Here is a 20528-nt window from a genome sequence, read left to right as displayed (position 1 = left end):
ATACTACTTTGCCGCTCAGATCATGGTTAATCTCGCACTCTCAATACGGGGTCGCTAAACCGATGATCTTTTCAGCTGTCCACTTTCCATACTCCACTGGCTTCACCCACACGCGGAGGACCTAATGCCAACTCGAGGACGCGACCTCTTCGAAGCCACGACCGGGACTTTTTGGGAAACTATGATGTCCCACAACGGGAACGTAGGCTACAAGATCCCGCTCTACCAGAGGCAATACAACTGGAATACTGGGCACCTGAGGCGCCTACTACAAGATTGCCTTAGTGGCTTCCATCACAATTGCAATAACCAACACAGAGATCCTCAGTACACATACCTTGGCAGCATCATCCTCACAGCGACAAAAGGTGAGCCCTCATTCGATGGAGAATCCATAGACATCGTAGACGGACAACAGCGTTTGACTACCCTTATCTTGATTGCTCGAGCATTGTTTCAGAAGATTGCGGAACATGAAATCGATATCCAACAAGCATCTGTTGGCACCCAAGAATGGTTGACGACAGAAGTTGACGCACAGAAGACATCGCTCTACCAATGTGCCGTTGGCCGTCTTGTGAATCTAGGGGAAGGGTTTCCCTTCCCAAAAATCATCCGAGCTCAAGATAATCGAGCAAATTCCTTTTCTGCCTCCGATTATCGTTCACCAATAGCTGCTTTCGTCGCACGCTTTTCCAATGAAGCCATAGGATCACCTAAATTGCCAATTCACTCGGCCTTAAGTGAAGCGACGAAAGATGACCCTTTGGAAGAAAATTATCTTAGCATTATTGACACGCTAGACCGTTACCTTCTCGCCACAGCCACTGCCCCTCCGCCCGATGACGATGACGATATTGAAGTCCTTGATCGCATCAGATTTCGTACCAATCCTTGTAGATCTCTATTTCGCAGATTAGAACAATTTGCAGAACCACTCCAACATCGTTTTTGCGACGAGATAACCAAGGTACAGGACATAGAAGGCCTCATCCGACTATTGCTCTTTTCTTCCTACTTGACTCAGTACGTGCTGCTTACCCGAGTCGAAACACAAAAGGAGGAAGACGCTTTTGACATATTTGACGCGCTAAATACTACTGGGGAGCCGCTAACTGCTCTCGAAACGTGCAAACCTTTGGTGACACAATTTGAACAAGAGCATGGACATGGATATACCGGTTCGGAGAGCGAATTCTATTGGGACATGGTTGACCACACACTACTTGACAGTTACCCCCAGTCAGAGACTCGAGTAAAAGAAGTAAAAGAACTCGTCACTACTTTCGCCCTATATCTTACAGGAGAAAAGAAACCACAGGATTTGGTAAGCCAACGTCGATATATGCGAGATCAATTCCAAGCCAGCGCAAAGAAGGATCCTCGTGTAGCGCGCGGCTTTGTAAAAGCAATCTACGATCTGGTTGATTTCCGCCAGCAATACTGGGACAGAGAAGGGTTACAGACGAGCGGCATAGTGGGGTGGAATAATGAAGACATTGATCTGATGAGATTGTGCCTTCATTTTATGATTGACATGCGCACTACTCTTGCCATACCTATTCTGGCCCGCTATTGCGAAGCGCACTCAGACAAGGACACAAGTCATCAATTCCTCGACGCCATAAAGGCTACAGCCGCCTTCTTGGCATTACGGCGCTGTATAACGCTTGGAACCGCGGGAATAGATAAGTGTTTCCGTGATCTAATGGGGTCGAAGCCAAAAGCAGGAGGGGATCCGCTATGCCTGGGTCCTCATTTGCAACACGAGATCCTTCCCATCGACGACCTTCGAAGCGAATACGTTTCCCTGCTTGCTCAGAACCCGGCGGGCATTGAATCTCGAGAAACCTTCGTTAACCTTTCCCGAAACAATTCTATCGGAAAGGATGGGCCCAGTGCACTTATTCGCTTTCTTATACTTGCCGCAAGCCACCACGCAAGACCGCAAACGGAATATTCTGGGCTCTTGACAAGAGACGATGTCGTACCTGGAGACGAAACCTCTTCGCTCACATATGCCAATTGGATAGCGATGAAGTATAGGACGGTTGAACACATCGCTCCCGTTTCTAAACCAACATCGGGATGGGATCCAGCTATCTATGAAGATCCAGATCTTTGCCACCGTTTAGGTAATCTTGTGTTACTGCCAGAAAAGGAAAATCAAAGTCTGGGAAATGCCAATTGGGACAAGAAACTCAAATTCTACAAGACGCTAGCTTCCCATTCTGAGGAGGAACGGAATTCCTACTTAGAAGAGGCCAAGAACTCCGGTATTTCCTTCAGTAGCAGGATAGAGCAACTTTTGCGAAATCAAGAACATCTTCCATTACTAAATCACATAGTCGAAGCCGACCAATGGAGCATTGAGCTAATTGAGTTGCGCACAGAGAACTTACTTGAATTGGCCTGGGATCAGATCAATTCTTGGTTGTTCGTCGATTAGCGGTGGCTTTGGCTTGAACTCAACCCAGATTGGCCCTCTGCGTTGACTCTGGGATCGGAGTAGTATGAGGGATCGCCACTAAATATGGGGGTTTGGCGATCCTTGTAACTGTCAGATGGTCCAAAGGGCGGGAGACCCCTGATAGTTGAGGCTTTAAGGGCCACGTGGTTCGGCGCGCCTACCTCGAGGGCTGTTCCTGGTACAGGCCCCTGGTGGGCAGAGGGCCTCCTGTGCCGGCTATGGGCACAAGATTCACTCGCAGGGTCGCCGAAAAGTAATTTTCTGCGGCGCTCCGCACGTAGACGACCTTCCGGCAGGAAATGAGTAGATGCGAACTTGTGGCAGGGCACCACAACCACAGTGCGGGGCAGGGAGCTGGTCCCCACAGGCTGAGTTAGCCAAGCAGCGTCAGGTTCTGGCCACGCAGACAGCGCGGTGGGGGCGACGTCCAAACTCTTCGCTATAGAAGGATCGGTAACGTCCGGCGTCCGCCATCGAGGTGTGCTAGCGCATCAGATCAACTTCCTACAAGCTCCAGCCAAGCAAGTCGCCGGTAACCCCCAATCCATGGGGCCCGCTCGCGCTCACGGGCTTCCATGACACCCTCATGGCGTCGGCCTCCTACCGGTGGCCAAGGCCTAACACCGTTGTGAACGATGCCTCCACCAGCCAGAGCACCAATAGGGGTCAAAGTGTTGCGAGAGGTTCAAACAATACATCCCTACACAACAGACTTCTACTTGCTCCACCGCAGCAATATCTAAGGGCCGCTTTCACCCGACGCAGAGAGGGACTTTACAAGGCTGCGTGTTAAGTTGTGAAGTGCGGTCAAGTGTCCTGTCTCGATCATTTCCTTCACTAATGGAATACCTCCCGCTGCATAACCTTCCGCAATGTCCATCACCTTTCGTGGATCCACCACCACAAATGGGTCGTTGGTGTGCGCTATAGCAAGAAACAACAAGAATTCAATGATAGCCAAATCGCGTTGAAACACGCTGCCCGTAATGAACCTATGCCTTTGATCAACCTCTACGGGCAAATATGTCCTCTGCTCCGCTCCCATTGCGGCAGCAAGCAACCAAAAGTCCACATAGCGTTTAAAGGGTGCCTCTTCATCTTTTGTAGATTCCTCGCCACCAGAAGTAAAGGTGGAGCTATACAACCTTAGGTCTTCATGAAATGCCTTCGGAACATGAATGTCTTGGTTGGCAAATGGATTGAAATCCTGCGACATCGGCATTTACACACCCTCCTTCCGCGCACACAATTGACACGAAGACACGTAGTCACAATCACACAACAGCGTTTCGATCCTTCCTGTGCCAGGATCGTTGACCAATTGCGTAGGGTAATGATCGGAAAACGTCATGGTATACGTACGTCCGGCATAACGATCCAGGATGTCTTCCACGCCATGTATCTCACTACTTGTCAAAAACATCACAAGTTGGGACGAATTCTCTGCTGCATATTGCAGCATCGCTCGTCTAACCAAGGCGCTCGTCATGCCTAACGGAGTGTCCACCACATTCGGGGCATTCACCCCGCTCACTCGTACCAGCGCAAGAATGAAGGCCAACGTCAATGCACGTCTCTGAGCGCCGCTCAAATCCCTGTCCGGATCCATACGCTGATTGTCCGACCCGTAAACCACAATGTCGTGTTCGCGTGTTAATTCCGCACGACTAATGAGACCACCTTCCTCTGGATCTGCAACGATCATATTGAGAAAAATTTCGCTCATCGCTGCACCTACTTCTTCAACGGTCTCTCCTTCAAGCGTTTCTACGGTGCCACGCAATACTGATAGCAGGTCGGTTGCTGCCGTTTCGTCGGCAAGCAATCGCTTGAAACGCTCTTCTTTCCTCTGTGCCGCCAGCCTTTCCTTGGATATAGCCTTTTGATCTTTCTCAGCGTTGCGAATTTGTTCCGAGATCCTCGCAGCTTTGCTGGTCAATTCCCTCGCAATGCCCTCTTCCTCCGTCAGCATACGTTCCAGCTCTACAAGGTCTTGCTCTGGCATCTCGCGAATTTTCGTTCGAAGTTCCTCAATATCCCTCTCTAGCCGTTGCTGTCCCTGTTCACACTGGACAATGTCCTTTAGCGAATCTCGACCTTGCGTCGTCCAGGATGTGGATTCCGTAGAGGCATCGGTTCTGCTTGAATGTAAACGGGCTACAGTACTCAGATGCAGCAATATTTCATGAGAATCTTCTAATCGATCGACTTCGCCAAGCAGCTCCTGGAGTGCGATATGTCCTTCACTACCCTCTGACACGTCTTTGCCGCAGATGCATGTGCCACGCTCCAGGCGATCCTTTACCACTTCAGGGAGAGTGTCCGGTATTACTCCTTCGTTTTCCAACTGAGCCAATAGTGCGCCAGCTTCGCCAATACTCTCTCTGGCAATTGCAACTAGCAGATCCGAACTATTGACAAGGGATCTCTGACGTGCCACCAGTTCCTTGTGATATTGCCGTTGCCCCCTAAGTTCATTTTCCCGATCAGTAAGGTCCACCTCAAGCTGTTTTCGATCCGCTCCGCCAGCAGCAAGAGCTCCCTTCAGAGCTTCATCGACTTTGCGCTTTCTAGACTCCGTAGCCCGTCTATCGAGCTCTATCTGTTCCTTTGTGTCCTCGTAGCCTTGGATTTCCTCTGCCAATTTTGCTTCCCTGGAGGCCAGTTCCGACAAATTGGTCCCTGCCGCCTGTTTTCGCACCGCCGAGACTGCCTGCTTTCTAGCATTGTCAACATGGCGCTCTGCTTCTTCAAGGATGTCAAGCCCTAGCAGTTGCCTGACGGCCTTTTCTACCCTGTCACGTTTTGCTGATCTTTCGTCTGTGGTTTCGATAAACGCTAATGCCCTATCCCCGTCTATGAAGAAAACGTCCTTGAGGCTTGTTGGTAGCACTCGATTGGAAATGAAAGCATTGGGGTTCGAAATGGGTGTATCACCTGACGGCTTTGTTTCAAAGAGCGATAGTTCCGATTTTTCAACTTCAAAGGACCCACTTGGCCCGGGACGTTCCTTGGTGGATCGCACTAATTCAAACGAACGGCCTAGACCTGTTTCGTCGTCTACAGTGGCGAATTTGATGGTCACCTCGACAGGACAGTGAGTCCCATCTTTTTTCGAGTCCCAGTCTAAAGGATGTATGCGATATGACGTCCTTTTTGCTGGCAAGGCGTCGTCCCCGAAGAGAGCCCACGTTAGAGCTGTCAATAGATTGGTCTTACCGGTACCATTCTCAGCGCGTATGACTGTCAATGCACTCGCAGGTTCCCTCGCAAATTGTAGATCAATATTCCTCAATTGCCGGAAATTCTTTATGGAGGCACTCACTAAGTGGATCATGGAGACTGTTCCCAATCCCCATCAATAAGAACTCTGCCTAATGCGTTTGCTTGATCGGTGATCTTTTTTTGAATTTGCGTCCGCGCTTCCAAGTTCTCCTTTTCTAAAATTACTATCTGTGCCAGAGTTTCCAAGACGTCGTCCCGATAGCCGGGTACTCTATTGCTTTCGTCCAACATTGACACATGTGTTCGCAATACTTTGAGGAGTTTTCGCTCGCTTACAGTCATGAGATAATCTCCGAATTGGCAATTCGCTACACTATATAGTCCAATCGGACATCTTGAAGCAAATCGCGTGGTCCTCCGGGAGCAGCGGCATTGCTTGCCAACCTTGTGAATTCATCACATCTCTTGACTTCACTCTTGATCAATTGCTCTACTTCATCGTCCCGCGATTCGCCTGCCGGAGGCAAGACGATAAAGTCATGGATTGTAGAAGTCTCTTTACCAATTGCTGGACACATCCGCAGTACTCTTCCACGTCTTTGGACCCACTGGCGTTCTACAGTAGTGCTCGCGAGAATTATAGCTGTAGATATTTCCGGAACATCTAACCCTTCATCGAGAACCCGCTTAGCAGTAAGTACTTCTAACGCTCCCGATCTATATGAGCTCAAAACGGACTCTACTAGTTTGGCATTTCTCGTCTCATTTGCTGTTATTTGATGAAACCTCATTCCAACATCCCGTACGAGCTCATTTACCTGGTTCAGTTGATCTGGATCTTTGTCTGTTGCATAAATCAGTAGGTGTTTTGTTCCAAACCCCTTACACTCTATGAGGAGTTCCTTCAACTTGGCCAATTTACCTTCCGCTGTTTCCAACACTAAGCGTCTTTTGTTGTATAGCCTTTGTAATCTGTCTCGTTCTTCGCCCGAAGGTCCATCTCCTACTATGCGCCTTAACTTTCTAATTTCGTCACTCCAATAGCGATACTCTTCTAATTCCTGAGTGTCAAGGTTGATGGCGTGCAATTGATAATTGTAGGAGACCAGGCATACGCCAATGGCTTGCCCTAGGGTGAACTCATATACCGTGTCGCCAAAGTAATGAAACAATTTTTCAGTTCCCTCTTCATCATATTGTCTCACTGGTGTTGCTGAAAGTCCTAGGCGATAAATGATCTGGTCGGGAGGACTATTGAAGAAGGATGTTCCACCTAGGTTGTGTACTTCGTCTGAAACCAACATTATGGGGCACGAATATTCATTCAATAGCCCTTTGAACTCTCCATCATTCAGAAAATCATTCGTAATTACCAGTACCACAAGCCCCTCTTGGGTGTATTCGATTCCTTGCAGCATCTGCTCAATATTCCGTAAGCGCTTTGCCCTAGGATGATTTCCAGCTATGTATGGATCTAAGCCGAAATTCTTACACTCTTCTTCCCATTGTGCAATCAATGGGAGTGTTGGTGCTGTGATGATGACTACAAGATCCTTTACTTCCCTCCAGAGCCTCCATGCACATAGTAGCGCTGTGACGGTCTTGCCAGAGCCAGTGGCCATGGCCAGGATACCTCGACGTTCGGCCCCCTCCCACTTAAGGACGGCGGTTCCTTGGTGTGAATATGGTCCTGTTTCCCAAATTAGGTGAGAAGGTGGTGCGAAGTGTTTCCCGTGGGGGCTTGCTTCAACTGCGCCAGGGCTATCACTTCTATGAAGCCGTCCTTCAATTTCTATAGCCTTACGGTAATCTGTTTCAGTTGGTGGCTGGCGAGTATCGTAAGATTGAACTAGGCCCTCTTGCAAAGCGACCGGGATGTCTACTGCAACCGCGTGATCTTTTGAATTAGTCCAATATGCTTCGAATTCGTCTATTGCATCTTGGCAGGCTATTTCACTATCTCCACCCCGCCAATTGCGATGAAGGTTTAATCTTTCCACATTCCCTAGGAGAGCTTGACCAGTAAAATTTGCTGATCCAGACAAGACCGCCACATCTGAACCGGCTTTAAAAATCCATTCTTTTAAGTGAAAAGTTGCCCCTCTAACAAGGACAACTTTCATTTGAAGCCGACCCTTTGCAAGCAAATAAGCAAAACACTGCTTTGTATGTTGGGCGAGTGCGCTGGCAAGAGCTATCTCATCGTTGAACGCTGCTTGAATTCCGTGTGCGAGGATATCTTCAGGCTTTTTGGCCCCCAACCGGATGCCTTCTTGGTCCGAGTCGGATATTACTGGGCTAACGAGTAAACGAAAAGGTTGATCGCCCCGAAGAATGTAGGCTGCCAGGCCATGTGACAGCTCCCGAAGTGCCGCACCACCAAAATAGCCCACCATGCAATCAAATTGATCTGCTGCCTGCAGAGCTGGCACAATTACGTCTTCAACGACTTCATCATCGGGACGGCGCCAAGTCGGCTTTCGGTTGTCTAGCAGCCGCAAGCGCGACATCATCTAATCCCCCGCCAAGTCAAAGTGTGCAAACGGTGCAGGGTAGTGCGTCATCTTCGTCATCAAGGGCGTTTGCTAAGGCTTCTACAAGAGGGGTATTTGCTCTGGTCTTGTTGGCTCGTGCCATTGTTGCTTCATGTCGTTCAAGGATTTCTTCACGTCTGGACCGTAGCTGGACGAGAGTTTCTCCTCCAGACCAGGTGTATTGGCGGCCTCGCATGGCCTGCTCTCCGAAGTCGGCATCTCCATTCACCCCAGCATCTTGAAGAACCTTCTGCTCAATGGCCACGGCTCGCTCGAAAAGTTCTGGATGACGTTCTGAAAGCCCAATCCACTCTGCTTTGCGCTGGTAGAAGCAGAAATAGCACCCGGAGCGGGTGCGCCACTCGTAGTATGCGGGAAGCCCTATGCCGGCATCCCTTAGAATCTGCATCACACCGTCGTGGTCGATGCCATCCTCGATAAATGGAAACCGGCTCTCGATATTGGGTTTGGTGGAGATGTAGCCCTTGCGGTTCGACTCGTCGGCTCGGATCGCCACATATGAAACCGTTGGCGCATCACCGATCCACTCCTCAATGGGCTTGATCTTCATGTTTTTGGTGCACCAGCGCATCTGAGGCGATGGAAGTGCTCCACGGAATACTTCAAACCAATGATCGAAGCCGCGCGAGGCGTTAAGCCGGGCGATGGGCTTACCCAGAATCGCTTCGAGGCGGGTCAAGTACTCATAGGTCTCTGGAAGTTCGGCACCAGTGTCGCAAAAGAAGTATTCCATCTCAGGCACGCTGCCCCGCATGTAGACGGCGAGGGCGCTGGAATCCTTTCCCCCGGAAATTCCGCAGATGTGCCTAACCGGCTCATCCATATCGCACTCCTTCATTGTCCTCAATGGGCTGTAGCATACCGTTGCTGACTTTCCCATTGTCATTTTGCTCGGGCAACAACCTCTCGCCTAGGAGTGCGAGCAAGGCGTTGCGAGCTCGCTGAGGTGAACCCGTGAGTTCTGCCACACTTTCAACCGTTTCGTCCAAGAGATCGTTGAGTTGGGAACGTTGGCCATGGTCCACAGCAACAAGTCGAACGTCCTCACTGCCGTCTGCGCGGGTAATCGTCACCCGCAATGCACCGAATGGCCCTCCGCCGTGAGCGCGGCGGTCGGCGTGAAGGGCTACGAGACGGTGAAAGGCAGCTACATGTTCAGGAAGCTCGCGCTTGAACCTCAAACAGTCTTCGTCGCTCCATTCCGCGGGTGCCTTCCTAGTGACAACAGTAGCGATGGCTTGGATCCAGTCGGAATCTCTCTCGACACTGTTGTTGCCCAGAGCTAGGACAAATGCCCGTACATCAGGATCAAGGACCTCTCCCTCAAGGGCAGCTGCTTGACCGCAGATGGCGAGACGGGTGGTCTCTGCGCTTGATGCCAGCAGCAATTCATAGAGCTCCGACAAAAGCCCGTCGTAGCATGAAGCAAGCTCGTCCAGGGCATTCCCTACACACTCTGCGTATTCACGAGCTCGCCTGTAGGTCTGTGTGGTTGAAGGAACCGATTTGAAACCCAGGACTTTCGGGAGAGTCCCAAATAGCAGTTCATCAGGTTCTACCGCAGCCATGAGAGCATCGCGTGCTGTTCTAGACGCTTCCGAAATATTGCTGGTGCGGAGTGTGTAGTTGTCGAGACGCCTGGATTGAGAGACGAGATGGCCGACGATGGAAAGCACATTGGCCACTCGGTGTTTGCGGAACGAAGGCCGTACGTTGAGTCGTTTCGCTAACTGATCGATTACTTGGCGGCGAGCACCCGTGGTGTTGGCAAAGTGCTTAATGTCGAAGTGACCAGGATTTCGCACCATTCGCTCTGATATCTCAGGTGTAAGCAGCGGTTTGAACGTACCGTGCTCATACAGGGCCACACTGTCGGCGCATGCAAGCAAGCCGGCGGTCACAAAGACTGGCACCACGCCTGACTTCATGCCGAAAGGTGGCAGTTGCAGTACAGCGTAAACGTCTCGCAGATTAATCCGGGTGACTTTTGCTCTGTCGAACTCGTCTTGCAGCGCATCCCATGCAGGACGTAGGGACTTGTCCTCGGGCTTTCGAAAAACCCATTTGTCGTTGCGCTGATCGTGACCATGAACGCCTGTGCGTTCAAGAAAGGCCCTGTACATCGCCACCTCCGGCCCGTACCCCACAAGGCCGAGATCGGATTGACCGCCGTTCTCAATCATGGCCTCCAGCAGAATCCTGCGAGCCTTGGCACCCTGAGATGTCAGATCTGAGCGATTGAGCATCTCATTGTGGACCTTCGGCGTAAACGGATACGCCAAGTCGGCCGCTGCAGAGAGAGCCACGCTGCCTCGTCCACTTCGAAGCTCTTCGGCGCCATCATCGCTGAGCAGGAACCACTTGCAGGATTCCGAGCTGAACGTCTCCTCCACCATTTGGTCGAATACCCTTCGCAACTGGACGAGCCGCTCCCCAAGCTCGCGGCGTGCGACCCAGTCTTCATTAACAACGGGATCATCAAGAGCTTGGGTGATGGCGCCAACCTCATAGGCAACTTCTGCCAGTGCCCTCACATCCATTGGTACAGCGGCCACCACAGGCTTAGCGGTCATCCCCGATGGAGCCAAGCAAGGGATAGTGGCTTCGGTGTTGACGACCAGAACTACCTCCCCATCAAATGGAGAAGACGGATCAAGCGGCTCCACTGGCTCAACTCCATCGCAGTACCGCTTGGAGAACACCCTGAGCACGTCGTGCTCAGCGCTGTGACGAGCGGCCACCACAGGCCGAGGATGGTCGATCTCTGTAAGGATCTTGATAAGGGGCTGCTGTCTGACCCGCTGCTGGGTGGTTTCTAGAAGGCCATGGATATCGACATCGGTCCCGTGCCATATCCGGTATTCGTCGGCGAAATCCCGATAGGTCACGAGGCCAGAAGCTTCAAGCTCAGCGAGCGTGCCAACTGATTTGCGGTCGATTAGCCGAAGAAGCTCTTGGGAGGCTCTGACGGTCCCCGAGGTCGCTACCAAGTTAAGGAGTGCTATTGCCTTGACAAGGCGATCCTCAGACTGAGAAAGACCATGCGTATCGCGGATCCGAGAAGCGATCTCAATCCATCTGCTCGACTTGCCCGCTCCTAGTGCATCGCTCGCAACAAAGTAGTCATAAACCGACTCGAGTCCCAGCGATGGGAGACGGCCCCTAGAAGGAAGAGCAGTGTCGGTCAAGAACGATGCAGCACTTTGGGGGTCTGGACCAGCCAGAAACGAAAACAGAGTCCGTTCATGCTGTCCATACCGGCTGCATAGGTCGGGCAGAACCAAGGCGGCCAGCGGATGCAGCGGATAGCAGGAGGCCACCACCTTTGGATCGGCAAGCTCTGCAACACCGAGAAAGCTCATCTGTTCGGCGTGAGACTGAGCCCAGCGGTCAATTCTCCCCTGCAGCTCGTCGCTGGCAACATCGAACACTGTTCCAATGAGTGCTCGGGTCTGAGCTGGTGACTCAACAAAGGCGATGTCCTCGAAACGGCCCTGAACTTTTGCCCATTCCTTGCGCTGGGAATCATCTGCTCCTGAAAGACAATCCTCAAAGGAGAGGTGCTGAAGAGTCAGCAGGAAGATCGGTAGGCCTGCACCTTGGCCTGCTTCAGCAAGTTGCTGAAGCAAATAGGGATCGGTGTCTCCGCCGTCGCGGATCGCCTCCAGGTTCTTCCCAAACTCGTCAATGATCAGCAGCAACGGTGCATCTTCAGCCAAACAGCGCGCGATTTCAACGAGGGCCGCTGGCGAGGGCCCATTGCGACGTGGGTCAACAGTCTTCGAGTCTTCAATCGCTCCACGCAAAGTCTTGGCTGCTCGGAACCGACTGGCGGGAGGGATCTTTCCGAACTTGCGGATTACAGCTGCGTGAAGCGCCCTGAGCACGGTATGGCTGATCGGCTCTCTGTCAGCGGTGACTAGTCCCCGATGGAATCCCGCTCTATGGGTGTCGTGCCGATGATGAGCGTGCAAAATTAGCTCGCAGACGGCCTCTGAAGCATCGCCGATCAAATCCATCGCGGTTTGTCGAGTCTCGCCTTGCTCGCCAAAAGCAGCGTCCAGCAGCAGCGCTAGGGATGACTTCCCCGATCCGTAAGGGCCGGTCAACGACCAAGCCCCACCCGCCTGTCCAGAGGCCGCTGTCGACGCGACACGCTCGACGACATCGAGAGCCCGGGCAGTGACGATGTATCCCTCGAGGGGCTCGGGCCGATCAGAGTCACGTTCAAGGTTTGCCGACCGGGCATACCGACTCTCAATCGAGATGGCGTCTGCAAGAACGGTCATCATGCGACTCTTCTTGGTTTCGCGGCGATTTGGTGGAGTCTGCGAATCTCATCTCCTGGCTCACGTCCGAAACCCAGGTCATCGAGGATTTCGTCGCTTACCGGTTCATCGCCGTCGAAGCCTGCACAAACGTCCTGTTGTGCCGAGCCGTAGTAGCTATTCAAAATGTCTGGGGCGATGACACTAGGAGCTTCTGACCAAGTCAGCTGTACTGCGCCGGTAGGCATAACAAGGTCTAATTCGTCTGCATATTCAATTGATGGCTCAAGTGCTGCAAGAAGCTCTGCTTCAGTGAGCTTGAAGACTCGACCAGGTGAGCCGGGCTCGTAGGCAAGTCGGCTCAGCGTGGCTGTCCTGCTATGTGTGTTGGGGCGAGCAAGCCAGTCCAGTACCGCATACGTCGCTATCTCTGACGGAAGAGTGGGCTTTGCCCCAAGTGCAAATCGATGCCCGTCAGCCCCTGCTGAGTCTCCAATTAGATTCAGTTCGCGGAGTGGGCAGTCCAAAATGTCATCAATACCGACGCGGCCTGACTTCTGGGCCGGCGCATAGGTGCGCATCAGGGCGCTGATGTCCTTCTTGAGCGATGACTCATGCGGACTAGCCCAGTCAGAGACTGCGCTCATCTGAGTGAGGATGGCGGCCTCAAGCTGATCGTCAGTGAACTCGACTGCATTGAACTCGTTGAACGCAAGCCACCACACCGGTAGTCGCGACTGTGGCGCGAACAACAGCCAGTGCAACAACCACAAAGTGCCCGGATCCTCCATGTACGGATCCCAGCCCGACTCTCCGAAAAGCGCGTGCCCGATTCGAGTCGGCACACAACCTTGTGCTCTTCGATTAGGCGGCTTCGGATCTTCCACAATCAGCTTTGCTGCAAGTCCCCAAAAGCGGATAGCCCGAACCATGTTCTTGCCAACGCCGATAACCACAGGAGCGTCATCCCTGACAAAGACATGGGGATCCCTAGCCGTATGGATGTACGCCTTACGGAACCAGCCGTACCGGGGGTGAAATGTCTCATGCCGCGCAAACGCGTCCATCGCGGCGTCGACCAGGCGCATTCAGCCGTTCTCCCTGCTCATCGCCCTAACGTAATCAACGGCGGTGACAGTTCCTTCGACCGCGGCATCAATGTCAGCATCGGTGGTGAATCGTCCGAGGCTGAATCTGACCGATTCATATGCCGCTTCTCTAGAGACCCCCATCGCTAGGAGAACAGCAGATGGTTCTATCGAACCCGAACTGCAAGCGCTGCCAGTTGACACGGCGATCGGGTCCATCTGCGTGACCACCGCATCGGCGTCTGCACCCGCGAATTGGAAGCTAGCGGTGTTAGGCAGGCGGCGACTGGAGTCTCCGTTTTCGTAGACGTCCAGGATTCTTTCCTTGATTTCAGCGACCATCCGATCTCGGAGCCCAGACACTCGCTCGGCCTCCGAATTCCGTTCCTCGACCGCTATCTCGGCCGCGGCACCAAGTCCAACAGTGCCTGCGACATTTGTGGACCCCGATCGCAACCCTCGCTCATGCCCGCCTCCGTGGATTACCGGACGAAGCTGACGCAGGCTCTGACGAGTCCCGATTAGCGCCCCGACACCACCTGGGCCACAGATCTTGTGTCCACTCATCGACACAAGATCTGCTCCAGATTCCTGAAGGCCGAAGGGAAGCCGCCCAACCATCTGCGTGGCATCGCAGTGGAAAAGAGCCCCTGCCGCGTGAACCCGCTCTGAGATTTTTGCAACAGGATTGAGTACACCGGTCTCGCTGTTCGCCGCCATCACTGACACCAACAGCACGTCACTGTCGATCATCATCCCTACCGCATCGGGGTCGACGACGCCTCCGCGGGTCACCGGAATGGCATCGACCTTCGCAATACCTTGATCGCTCAGCCACTGTGCAGTCTCGCGAACCGAAGCGTGCTCAACTGCGGAAATGAGAATGCGAGGCCGATCAACGGGGGCAGCTAGGACAGCCCCATGCAAAGCAAGGTTGTTGGCCTCAGTCGCCCCCGCCGTAAACACAACATCTGAAGAGCGTCCACCGACTAGTGCAGCAACCTGCTCACGGGCATGATCAACTGCTGCTGCCTGCCGGCACCCGAAGCGGTGGACGGCAGAGGCATTTCCGATGCCTTCCAAGAGGACAGGCAACATGGCCTCAGCAACACGCGGGTCAAGCGGCGCGGACCCGTTGTAGTCGAGGTAGACCTCGTGTTGTACACCCATCTTCCGACCCTCAAAGACCCATAAGCCCTAGTAAACGACAATAGAAGCCCCAACTCCGCAAACAGTGGATACCCACGTCTCCCGCGCCCATATGTATAGCCACGCCCAGTGACAATTTGGGTCAGCTGGCTGTTGACAGCACTGTTAGAGCGCCCCAGTTTGAGTGATGCTATGATATCACTTCATGAGAACGGTCATCACAATGCCCGATCACATCCACGCCAAGGCAAAGCAACGCGCCGCGGAGTTGGGTATCAGTTTCGCGGAGTTTGCCCGGCGACTGTTCGAGAAAGAGTTCGACACACCCGCCCCCCAAGGCGACCTCGATTCCATCTGCGGCATCGTGAGCGGCACACCTATCGACATGGCTCATGATGGGAAGCAGATCATCGTTGAAGCAGCCGGTCGTCAAATTGCCGACAAGCTCAGCTGAACAATGGAATACGTCTATGTGGACACCTCAGCCTGGGTGTCGCTAGCCGACAGGGCCGAGGCCTCTCACGAACGTGTTGCCACCACCCTACGCAGCCGCCAGGGTCAGCTTGTCACCAGTGATCACGTACTCCACGAAACGTGGATGGTTATGCGCTACCGACACGATGCCCATGCTGCAGAAACTATTGTTAATTCCATTCGCAGCGGTGTCGCCAAAATCGAGGTCTCTGGACTAGCCGACCTTGAAGTCGCCGCCGCAATCGGCGCAGCATTCGCCGACCAGGATTTTTCTCTGTCAGATCGGACGAGCTGGGCCGTTATGGAGAGGCTCGGGATTCACCACGCGATCTCCCTCGACAACGACTTCCGCATCTACCGATTCGGCCCCGACCGCCGCCTCTCCTTCACCGTCTCACCCTGATTCTTGGAGAGCGCTCACACCTGCCTGCGGACTCAGTGCCGCACAAAAGCGAAATGGATTATCCATACTGTGGATAATCCATTAGCCATTTGTGCATCGCCTACAAACGGGCATCCTAGGCACCACCACAACCGGCTCTGTTGAACTGCCCGACCGAAGTATGCCGCCCTCAGCAGTGTTTGATCACGCCGTCGCGGAGGGCGGTTAGGAGGGCGGCGGTGGTGATGGCGGCCGTCTCCGAGCGGAGGACTGAGGAGTTGATGCGGATGGCGCCTAGCTGGTGGCGCTCGGTTTCGGACCAGCCGCCTTCGGGGCCGATTAGGACGGTGGGGTGGTCGAGGGATGGGGCGTTGCCGGTGATGTCGGCTCGGATGGCGCCGGGGTAGGTGGCCAGGGTGGCGAAGTCGGTGGGCTCGCCGATCTCGGGGAGGCGCACTTGGCGGCTCTGCATGGCGGCTTCGCGGGCTACTCGGCGGAGACGCTCGGTGTGGCGGGTTGCCCGGTCGGCCTCCCAGCGGACCACGCTGTGTTCGGCGGTGAACGGGACGATGGCGTCCACGCCCAGTTCGGTGAGCTTTTGAACCACTAGTTCGGGGCGGCCGCCCTTGATGAGGGCGAAGCCGATGGTGAGGGGTGGCTGAGCGGCCTCAACGAACACCACCTCGCCGACGGGTTCAACCTCGCCTTCGGGGACTGACCCCATGCGGCAGATTCGCCACGATCCGGCCCCGTCGGAGGCGGTGAAGGTGTCGCCAGGGCGCAGGCGCAACGACCGGGTTAGGTGATGAAGGTCTTCGTCGCGCAGCTCGGGGCATTCCAGGTCATCGACGAAGACGTGGGGGCCGTCACCGCCGCCGGGCTTCACGGCGTCGTTTCCTGGTGGTGGGCGCCACCTCTTCGCCCCGCAGCTCGGCCAGCTGGTGGAGCAGGTCGATCTCGTCGTCGCTCAAACCGGTGGGTGTCTCCACCATGGCCTGCACCAGCACATCGCCCCGGCCTCGGCCCTCCAGTCGGGGCACGCCCCGGCCCCGGATGCGAAACACATCGCCGGACTGGGTGCCAGCGGGAATGTCCAATTCCTCCACGCTGTCCAGCGTCTCGTACTTGATGTTCACCCCTAGGGCGGCCTGGACCATGGTCAGGTGCAGCCGGTCCACCAGGTTGTCGCCGTCGCGCTGAAAGCGGGGATGGGGCTGCACATCGATATGCACGTACAGGTCCCCCGGAGGACCGCCCCGCGGCCCAACTGCTCCCCGGCGGGCCACCCGAAGCGTGGACCCCTGGCCCACCCCGGCGGGGACGGTCACCGTGTAGTCCCGCTCCCCCACAACTCGACCGTCACCCCCGCACTCGCGGCACGGGTCGGCGATCACCTCGCCGCTGCCCGAGCAGGTGTCGCACACTGTGCGGGTAACCATCTGGCCGAGGATCGACTGACGCACCCGCTGCACCTGGCCAATGCCGTCGCAGGTACCGCAGGTAATCGGCTGGCTCCCCTCGGCCGCGCCCCGGCCGTCGCAGGGCTCGCACACCGTGGCGGTGCGCACGGTCACCTCGGCATCGGCACCCAGCACCGCGTCTTCAAAATCGAGCGTCAGCACCGCCTCCAGGTCGGCGCCCCGCTGGGGACCGGTCCGAGTCCGCCCGCCGGCGGTGCCGAACGGACTCCCGCCGAACGGGCTGGCCCCTCCGAAGAAAGCGTCGAAGATGTCGTTCAGGTTCATGCCCGAGAACGGGTCGCCCCCGCCGGCTGCTCCCGGCGCGGTGCCGAAGCGGTCGTAATGGGCCCGCTTCTGGGGATCGCTCAGCGTCTCGTAGGCCAGTGCGATCTCCTTGAACCGGGCCTCGGCATCAGCGTCGTCGGGGTTGGCGTCGGGGTGGTACTGGCGGGCCAGCTTGCGAAACGCCTTCTTGAGGTCGTCCTCAGTGGCATCTCGGCCCACGCCGAGCAGCTCGTAGAAGTCGGCGGCCATCTTCTAGGGGGCCGACAGCCTGTGTCCCAGGTTCTGGCTCACCACCGCCACCGCGGCCAGCGCTTGGGGATAATTCATACGAGTGGGACCCAGCACGCCGATGGAACCCACCGGCTGGCCGGCCACCTCGTAGGGGGCCACGATCAGCGAGCACTCGGCCAACGGCGCCACTCCGGTCTCTGAGCCGATGGCCACGGTGAGGCCTCGATCCAGAATGTCTCTCACCAAAGACACAACCACCAACTGCTTCTCCAATATTCCCAGAACCGAGCGAACCGTCTCGGTGGCGTCGAACAGCCCGGCCACGCTGGCCGCCCCGCCAACGTAAAGCTGCTCTTCGGCATCGCTCAGATCAGCTAGCGAATCCAGCACCCGGGTCGCCAGCGGGGTCAGAGCATGGGCCAGCTCGCGATCTCGAAGGGCACTGGCCGGGCTTCCCGCTAGCAGGTCGGTGAGCTGGGTTGATGCCCGAGCCATCTCCACCGAGTCGGCAGGCCGGTCCACCTCAATGGTGCGCTTGTCCACCGACCCGTTTTCGTACACCACCAGGGCCATCACCAGCCGCTCCGACAGGTCCACCAAGCTCACCGACCGGATGGTGGCGGTGGAGTGCTGGGGGGCCACCACCAATGCGGCATAGGCGGTGAGGTCAGCCAAAAGGGCGCTGGTGTCGGCCAGCATCTGCTCGAGTTCGCTATGGGTCGTGTCGAAGAAGGCCCTCACTTGCTGGCGCTCGGTGCGGCCCAGAGTGCCGGACACGTCGGTGAGGGTGTCCACGAAATGGCGGTAGCCCTTCTCGGTGGGAATGCGCCCCGCGCTGGTGTGGGGCTGGCTCAGGTATCCGGCCTGCTCCAGGGCCAGCATCTCATTGCGGACCGTGGCCGTAGACACGCCCAAGTCAGCGATCTCGGAGACGTGGGAGGAACCCACGGGCTGGGTGGTGGAGATATAGCCCTCTACCACGGCCCGCAACACCGCAGCCTTGCGGGCCGAAAGCGTCTCGCCTTTGGTCCCCATAAGGCTTGAATACTACTGGTCTGACCCGATCTGCCACCCAGCAGACGCTGGCCGGGGGCCTCAGTCGTCGAGTCGGAGGGCGGAGATGAACGCCTCTTGAGGCACGTCCACTCGGCCGATGGCCTTCATTTTCTTCTTGCCGGCCTTCTGGTTCTCCAGCAGCTTGCGCTTGCGGGTCACGTCGCCGCCGTACAGCTTGGCGGTGACATCTTTGCGGAAGGCCTTGACCGTCTCCCGGGCGATGATCTTGCCTCCGATGGCCGCCTGGATGGGCACGTCGAACTGCTGGCGGGGGATCAGCTCCTTGAGCTTCTCGGTCATGCGCCGACCGTAGGAATAGGCCGAATCCCGGTGGACGATGGAGCTGAAGGCGTCCACCGGCTCGTGTTGGAGCAGAATGTCCACTTTGGTGAGGTCGGAGAGGGCGTAGCCGTCGGGCTCGTAGTCCAGGCTGGCGTAGCCCTGCGTTCGGCTCTTGAGCTGGTCGAAGAAGTCCACCACTACTTCGGCCAGTGGCAGCCGATAGGCCAGCTCCACCCGTTCGGGCGACAGGTACTCCATTTTCTTCATCTCTCCCCGGCGGTCCTGGCACAGCTCCATAAGGGTGCCGGTGTAGTCGGCGGGGGCGATGATGGTGGCGGCCAGCATGGGCTCCTGGATGCCCTGCACCTCGGCGGCCGGGGGCATGGCCGAGGGGTTGTCCACCTCTACCTCTTCGCCGCTGGCCAGCTCCACCCGATACGCCACTGAGGGAGCGGTGGCGATGAGGCTGAGGCCGAACTCCCGTTCGAGCCGCTCCCGCACGATCTCCATGTGGAGGAGTCCCAGGAATCCGCACCGGAAGCCGAACCCCAGCGCGCCCGATGACTCCGGTTGGTAGTTGAAGCTGGAGTCGCTCACCCGCAGCCGCTCCAGGGAGTCGCGCAGGGCGGCGAACTCGTCGCCGTCGATGGGATACAGCCCGCAGAACACCATCGACTTGGGCTCTTGGTAGCCGGCCAGGGGCTCGGCCGCGCCGTCGCGTGCCGTGGTGACGGTCTCCCCCGATCGGGCCTCGGCCACGTTCTTCATGCCGGCGATGAGGTAGCCCACCTCTCCCGGTCCCAGTTCTTCAACTGGTGTCGGCTGGGGGCGCCACACGCCGATCTCGTCAGCCTCCCGGTCGGTGCGGGCCTGCATGAACCGGATCTTGGCCCCCGACCGCAGCCGCCCGTTCATCACCCGCACCGAGCTGACCACTCCCCGGTATTGGTCGAAGTGAGAGTCGAAGATGAGCGCTTGGAGCGGGGCGTCGGGGTCGCCCACCGGCGGCGGGGTGAGCGCCACCACCGCGTCCAGCAACTCCTTAACGCCCTCGCCGGTTTTCGCGCTGATGTGCAGCACATCTTCGGCGGCAATGCCCAGCACCTGCTCGATCTCCTCAGCCCGGCGCTCGGGTTCGGCCGCCGGCAAATCGATCTTGTTCAGTGCGGCCACCACCTCCAGCTCGTTCTCCAGAGCCTGATAGCAGTTGGCCAGCGTCTGAGCCTCGATGCCCTGGGCCGCGTCCACCAACAAGATGACCGACTCGCAGGCCGCCAGGGAGCGGCTCACCTCATAGCCGAAGTCCACGTGTCCGGGAGTGTCAATGAGGTTGATCACGCAGCCGTCGTGGTCGAGGCGGACGCTCTGGAGCTTGATGGTGATGCCCCGCTCCCGCTCCAGATCCATGGAGTCGAGATATTGGGCGCGCATATCCCGGGGGTCCACCGCCCCGCACAGCTCCAGCATGCGGTCGGCAAGGGTCGACTTGCCGTGGTCGATGTGGGCGATGATCGAGGTATTGCGGATGTGGGAGAGATCCATGGGAACCGAGTAACGCTACCGCCCTTATTCCCTAGGTTCCCATGTGGTTACCGGGGTTTGG

Annotated in this window: 14 protein-coding genes; 3 read left to right on the top strand and 11 right to left on the bottom strand. The window is 56.1% G+C overall.

Translation table 11 applies throughout. The features are described from left to right. Positions 1-124 precede the first annotated feature (124 nt). Positions 125-2449 carry a DUF262 domain-containing protein gene (locus tag ACOGI7_RS02215; protein ID WP_419850299.1) on the top strand — a complete coding sequence of 775 codons (2325 nt, stop codon included), beginning with the start codon at positions 125-127 and terminating at the stop codon, positions 2447-2449. Between the two features lie 760 nt (positions 2450-3209). On the opposite strand, the gene ACOGI7_RS02210 is transcribed toward ACOGI7_RS02215, so the two are convergent. The 7 genes from ACOGI7_RS02210 to ACOGI7_RS02180 form a co-directional block, all read right to left on the bottom strand. Further along, on the bottom strand, positions 3210-3692 hold the full coding sequence (locus ACOGI7_RS02210; RefSeq protein ID WP_419850298.1) for a hypothetical protein: 483 nt from the start codon (positions 3690-3692) through the stop codon (positions 3210-3212). Beyond that, positions 3693-5807 (bottom strand): AAA family ATPase, encoded by a 2115-nt coding sequence (locus ACOGI7_RS02205; RefSeq protein WP_419850297.1) that lies wholly within the window; start codon positions 5805-5807, stop codon positions 3693-3695. A gap of 256 nt (positions 5808-6063) precedes the next feature. Continuing rightward, entirely contained in the window at positions 6064-8208 is a 2145-nt protein-coding gene (locus tag ACOGI7_RS02200) for a DEAD/DEAH box helicase family protein (RefSeq protein WP_419850296.1), read from the bottom strand. Positions 8209-8224: 16 nt separating this feature from the next. Further along, positions 8225-9073 carry a phosphoadenosine phosphosulfate reductase family protein gene (locus tag ACOGI7_RS02195; protein ID WP_419850295.1) on the bottom strand — a complete coding sequence of 283 codons (849 nt, stop codon included), beginning with the start codon at positions 9071-9073 and terminating at the stop codon, positions 8225-8227. After that, entirely contained in the window at positions 9066-12269 is a 3204-nt protein-coding gene (locus tag ACOGI7_RS02190) for a hypothetical protein (protein ID WP_419850294.1), read from the bottom strand. The genes ACOGI7_RS02195 and ACOGI7_RS02190 overlap by 8 nt, the downstream gene beginning before the upstream one ends. A gap of 269 nt (positions 12270-12538) precedes the next feature. Further along, positions 12539-13606, bottom strand: coding sequence for a DUF4007 family protein (locus tag ACOGI7_RS02185; protein WP_419850293.1), 1068 nt, complete (start codon positions 13604-13606; stop codon positions 12539-12541). Beyond that, the gene (locus ACOGI7_RS02180) at positions 13607-14776 is read right to left on the bottom strand and encodes a cysteine desulfurase family protein (RefSeq protein ID WP_419850292.1); all 1170 of its coding nucleotides are present in this window, start codon (positions 14774-14776) and stop codon (positions 13607-13609) included. Positions 14777-14960: 184 nt separating this feature from the next. Here ACOGI7_RS02180 and ACOGI7_RS02175 point away from each other — a divergent pair, with 184 nt between their 5' ends. Both ACOGI7_RS02175 and ACOGI7_RS02170 read left to right on the top strand, forming a co-directional pair. After that, positions 14961-15209, top strand: a complete 249-nt coding sequence (locus ACOGI7_RS02175; RefSeq protein WP_419850291.1) for a hypothetical protein — start codon at positions 14961-14963, stop codon at positions 15207-15209. 3 nt (positions 15210-15212) lie between these two features. After that, positions 15213-15632: a type II toxin-antitoxin system VapC family toxin gene (locus ACOGI7_RS02170; RefSeq protein WP_419850290.1), complete on the top strand. Its 420-nt coding sequence runs from the start codon at positions 15213-15215 to the stop codon at positions 15630-15632. A 169-nt stretch (positions 15633-15801) separates the two neighbouring features. On the opposite strand, the gene ACOGI7_RS02165 is transcribed toward ACOGI7_RS02170, so the two are convergent. From ACOGI7_RS02165 to lepA, 4 genes are read right to left on the bottom strand one after another with little or no spacing between them, the layout of a single operon-like run. Beyond that, positions 15802-16497, bottom strand: a complete 696-nt coding sequence (locus ACOGI7_RS02165) for a 16S rRNA (uracil(1498)-N(3))-methyltransferase (protein ID WP_419850289.1) — start codon at positions 16495-16497, stop codon at positions 15802-15804. Continuing rightward, on the bottom strand, positions 16478-17605 hold the full coding sequence (gene dnaJ, locus ACOGI7_RS02160; protein ID WP_419850288.1) for a molecular chaperone DnaJ: 1128 nt from the start codon (positions 17603-17605) through the stop codon (positions 16478-16480). Before dnaJ ends, ACOGI7_RS02165 begins: the two co-directional genes overlap by 20 nt. Before the next feature lie 3 nt (positions 17606-17608). Continuing rightward, positions 17609-18622, bottom strand: a complete 1014-nt coding sequence (hrcA, locus tag ACOGI7_RS02155; RefSeq protein ID WP_419850287.1) for a heat-inducible transcriptional repressor HrcA — start codon at positions 18620-18622, stop codon at positions 17609-17611. Positions 18623-18682: 60 nt separating this feature from the next. Continuing rightward, the gene (gene lepA, locus ACOGI7_RS02150) at positions 18683-20467 is read right to left on the bottom strand and encodes a translation elongation factor 4 (protein ID WP_419850286.1); all 1785 of its coding nucleotides are present in this window, start codon (positions 20465-20467) and stop codon (positions 18683-18685) included. Positions 20468-20528: the final 61 nt, after the last annotated feature.

This window comes from Candidatus Poriferisocius sp., assembly GCF_965204145.1.
GTDB lineage: Bacteria > Actinomycetota > Acidimicrobiia > Acidimicrobiales > Bin134 > Poriferisocius.
Note: the sequence above shows the minus strand (reverse complement) of the source record. Positions and strands in the feature narration are given on the sequence as shown.

What these genes read in the sequence shown, in the direction of transcription:
- ACOGI7_RS02205 (WP_419850297.1), bottom strand. Translation starts at nt 5,807, where the DNA reads ATGATCCACTTAGTGAGTGCCTCCATAAAGAATTTCCGGCAATTGAGG.
- ACOGI7_RS02175 (WP_419850291.1), top strand. Translation starts at nt 14,961, where the DNA reads ATGAGAACGGTCATCACAATGCCCGATCACATCCACGCCAAGGCAAAG.
- hrcA (WP_419850287.1), bottom strand. Translation starts at nt 18,622, where the DNA reads ATGGGGACCAAAGGCGAGACGCTTTCGGCCCGCAAGGCTGCGGTGTTG.
- lepA (WP_419850286.1), bottom strand. Translation starts at nt 20,467, where the DNA reads ATGGATCTCTCCCACATCCGCAATACCTCGATCATCGCCCACATCGAC.
- ACOGI7_RS02210 (WP_419850298.1), bottom strand. Translation starts at nt 3,692, where the DNA reads ATGCCGATGTCGCAGGATTTCAATCCATTTGCCAACCAAGACATTCAT.
- ACOGI7_RS02195 (WP_419850295.1), bottom strand. Translation starts at nt 9,073, where the DNA reads ATGGATGAGCCGGTTAGGCACATCTGCGGAATTTCCGGGGGAAAGGAT.
- dnaJ (WP_419850288.1), bottom strand. Translation starts at nt 17,605, where the DNA reads ATGGCCGCCGACTTCTACGAGCTGCTCGGCGTGGGCCGAGATGCCACT.
- ACOGI7_RS02200 (WP_419850296.1), bottom strand. Translation starts at nt 8,208, where the DNA reads ATGATGTCGCGCTTGCGGCTGCTAGACAACCGAAAGCCGACTTGGCGC.
- ACOGI7_RS02215 (WP_419850299.1), top strand. Translation starts at nt 125, where the DNA reads ATGCCAACTCGAGGACGCGACCTCTTCGAAGCCACGACCGGGACTTTT.
- ACOGI7_RS02185 (WP_419850293.1), bottom strand. Translation starts at nt 13,606, where the DNA reads ATGCGCCTGGTCGACGCCGCGATGGACGCGTTTGCGCGGCATGAGACA.
- ACOGI7_RS02180 (WP_419850292.1), bottom strand. Translation starts at nt 14,776, where the DNA reads ATGGGTGTACAACACGAGGTCTACCTCGACTACAACGGGTCCGCGCCG.
- ACOGI7_RS02190 (WP_419850294.1), bottom strand. Translation starts at nt 12,269, where the DNA reads ATGGATTTGATCGGCGATGCTTCAGAGGCCGTCTGCGAGCTAATTTTG.
- ACOGI7_RS02170 (WP_419850290.1), top strand. Translation starts at nt 15,213, where the DNA reads ATGGAATACGTCTATGTGGACACCTCAGCCTGGGTGTCGCTAGCCGAC.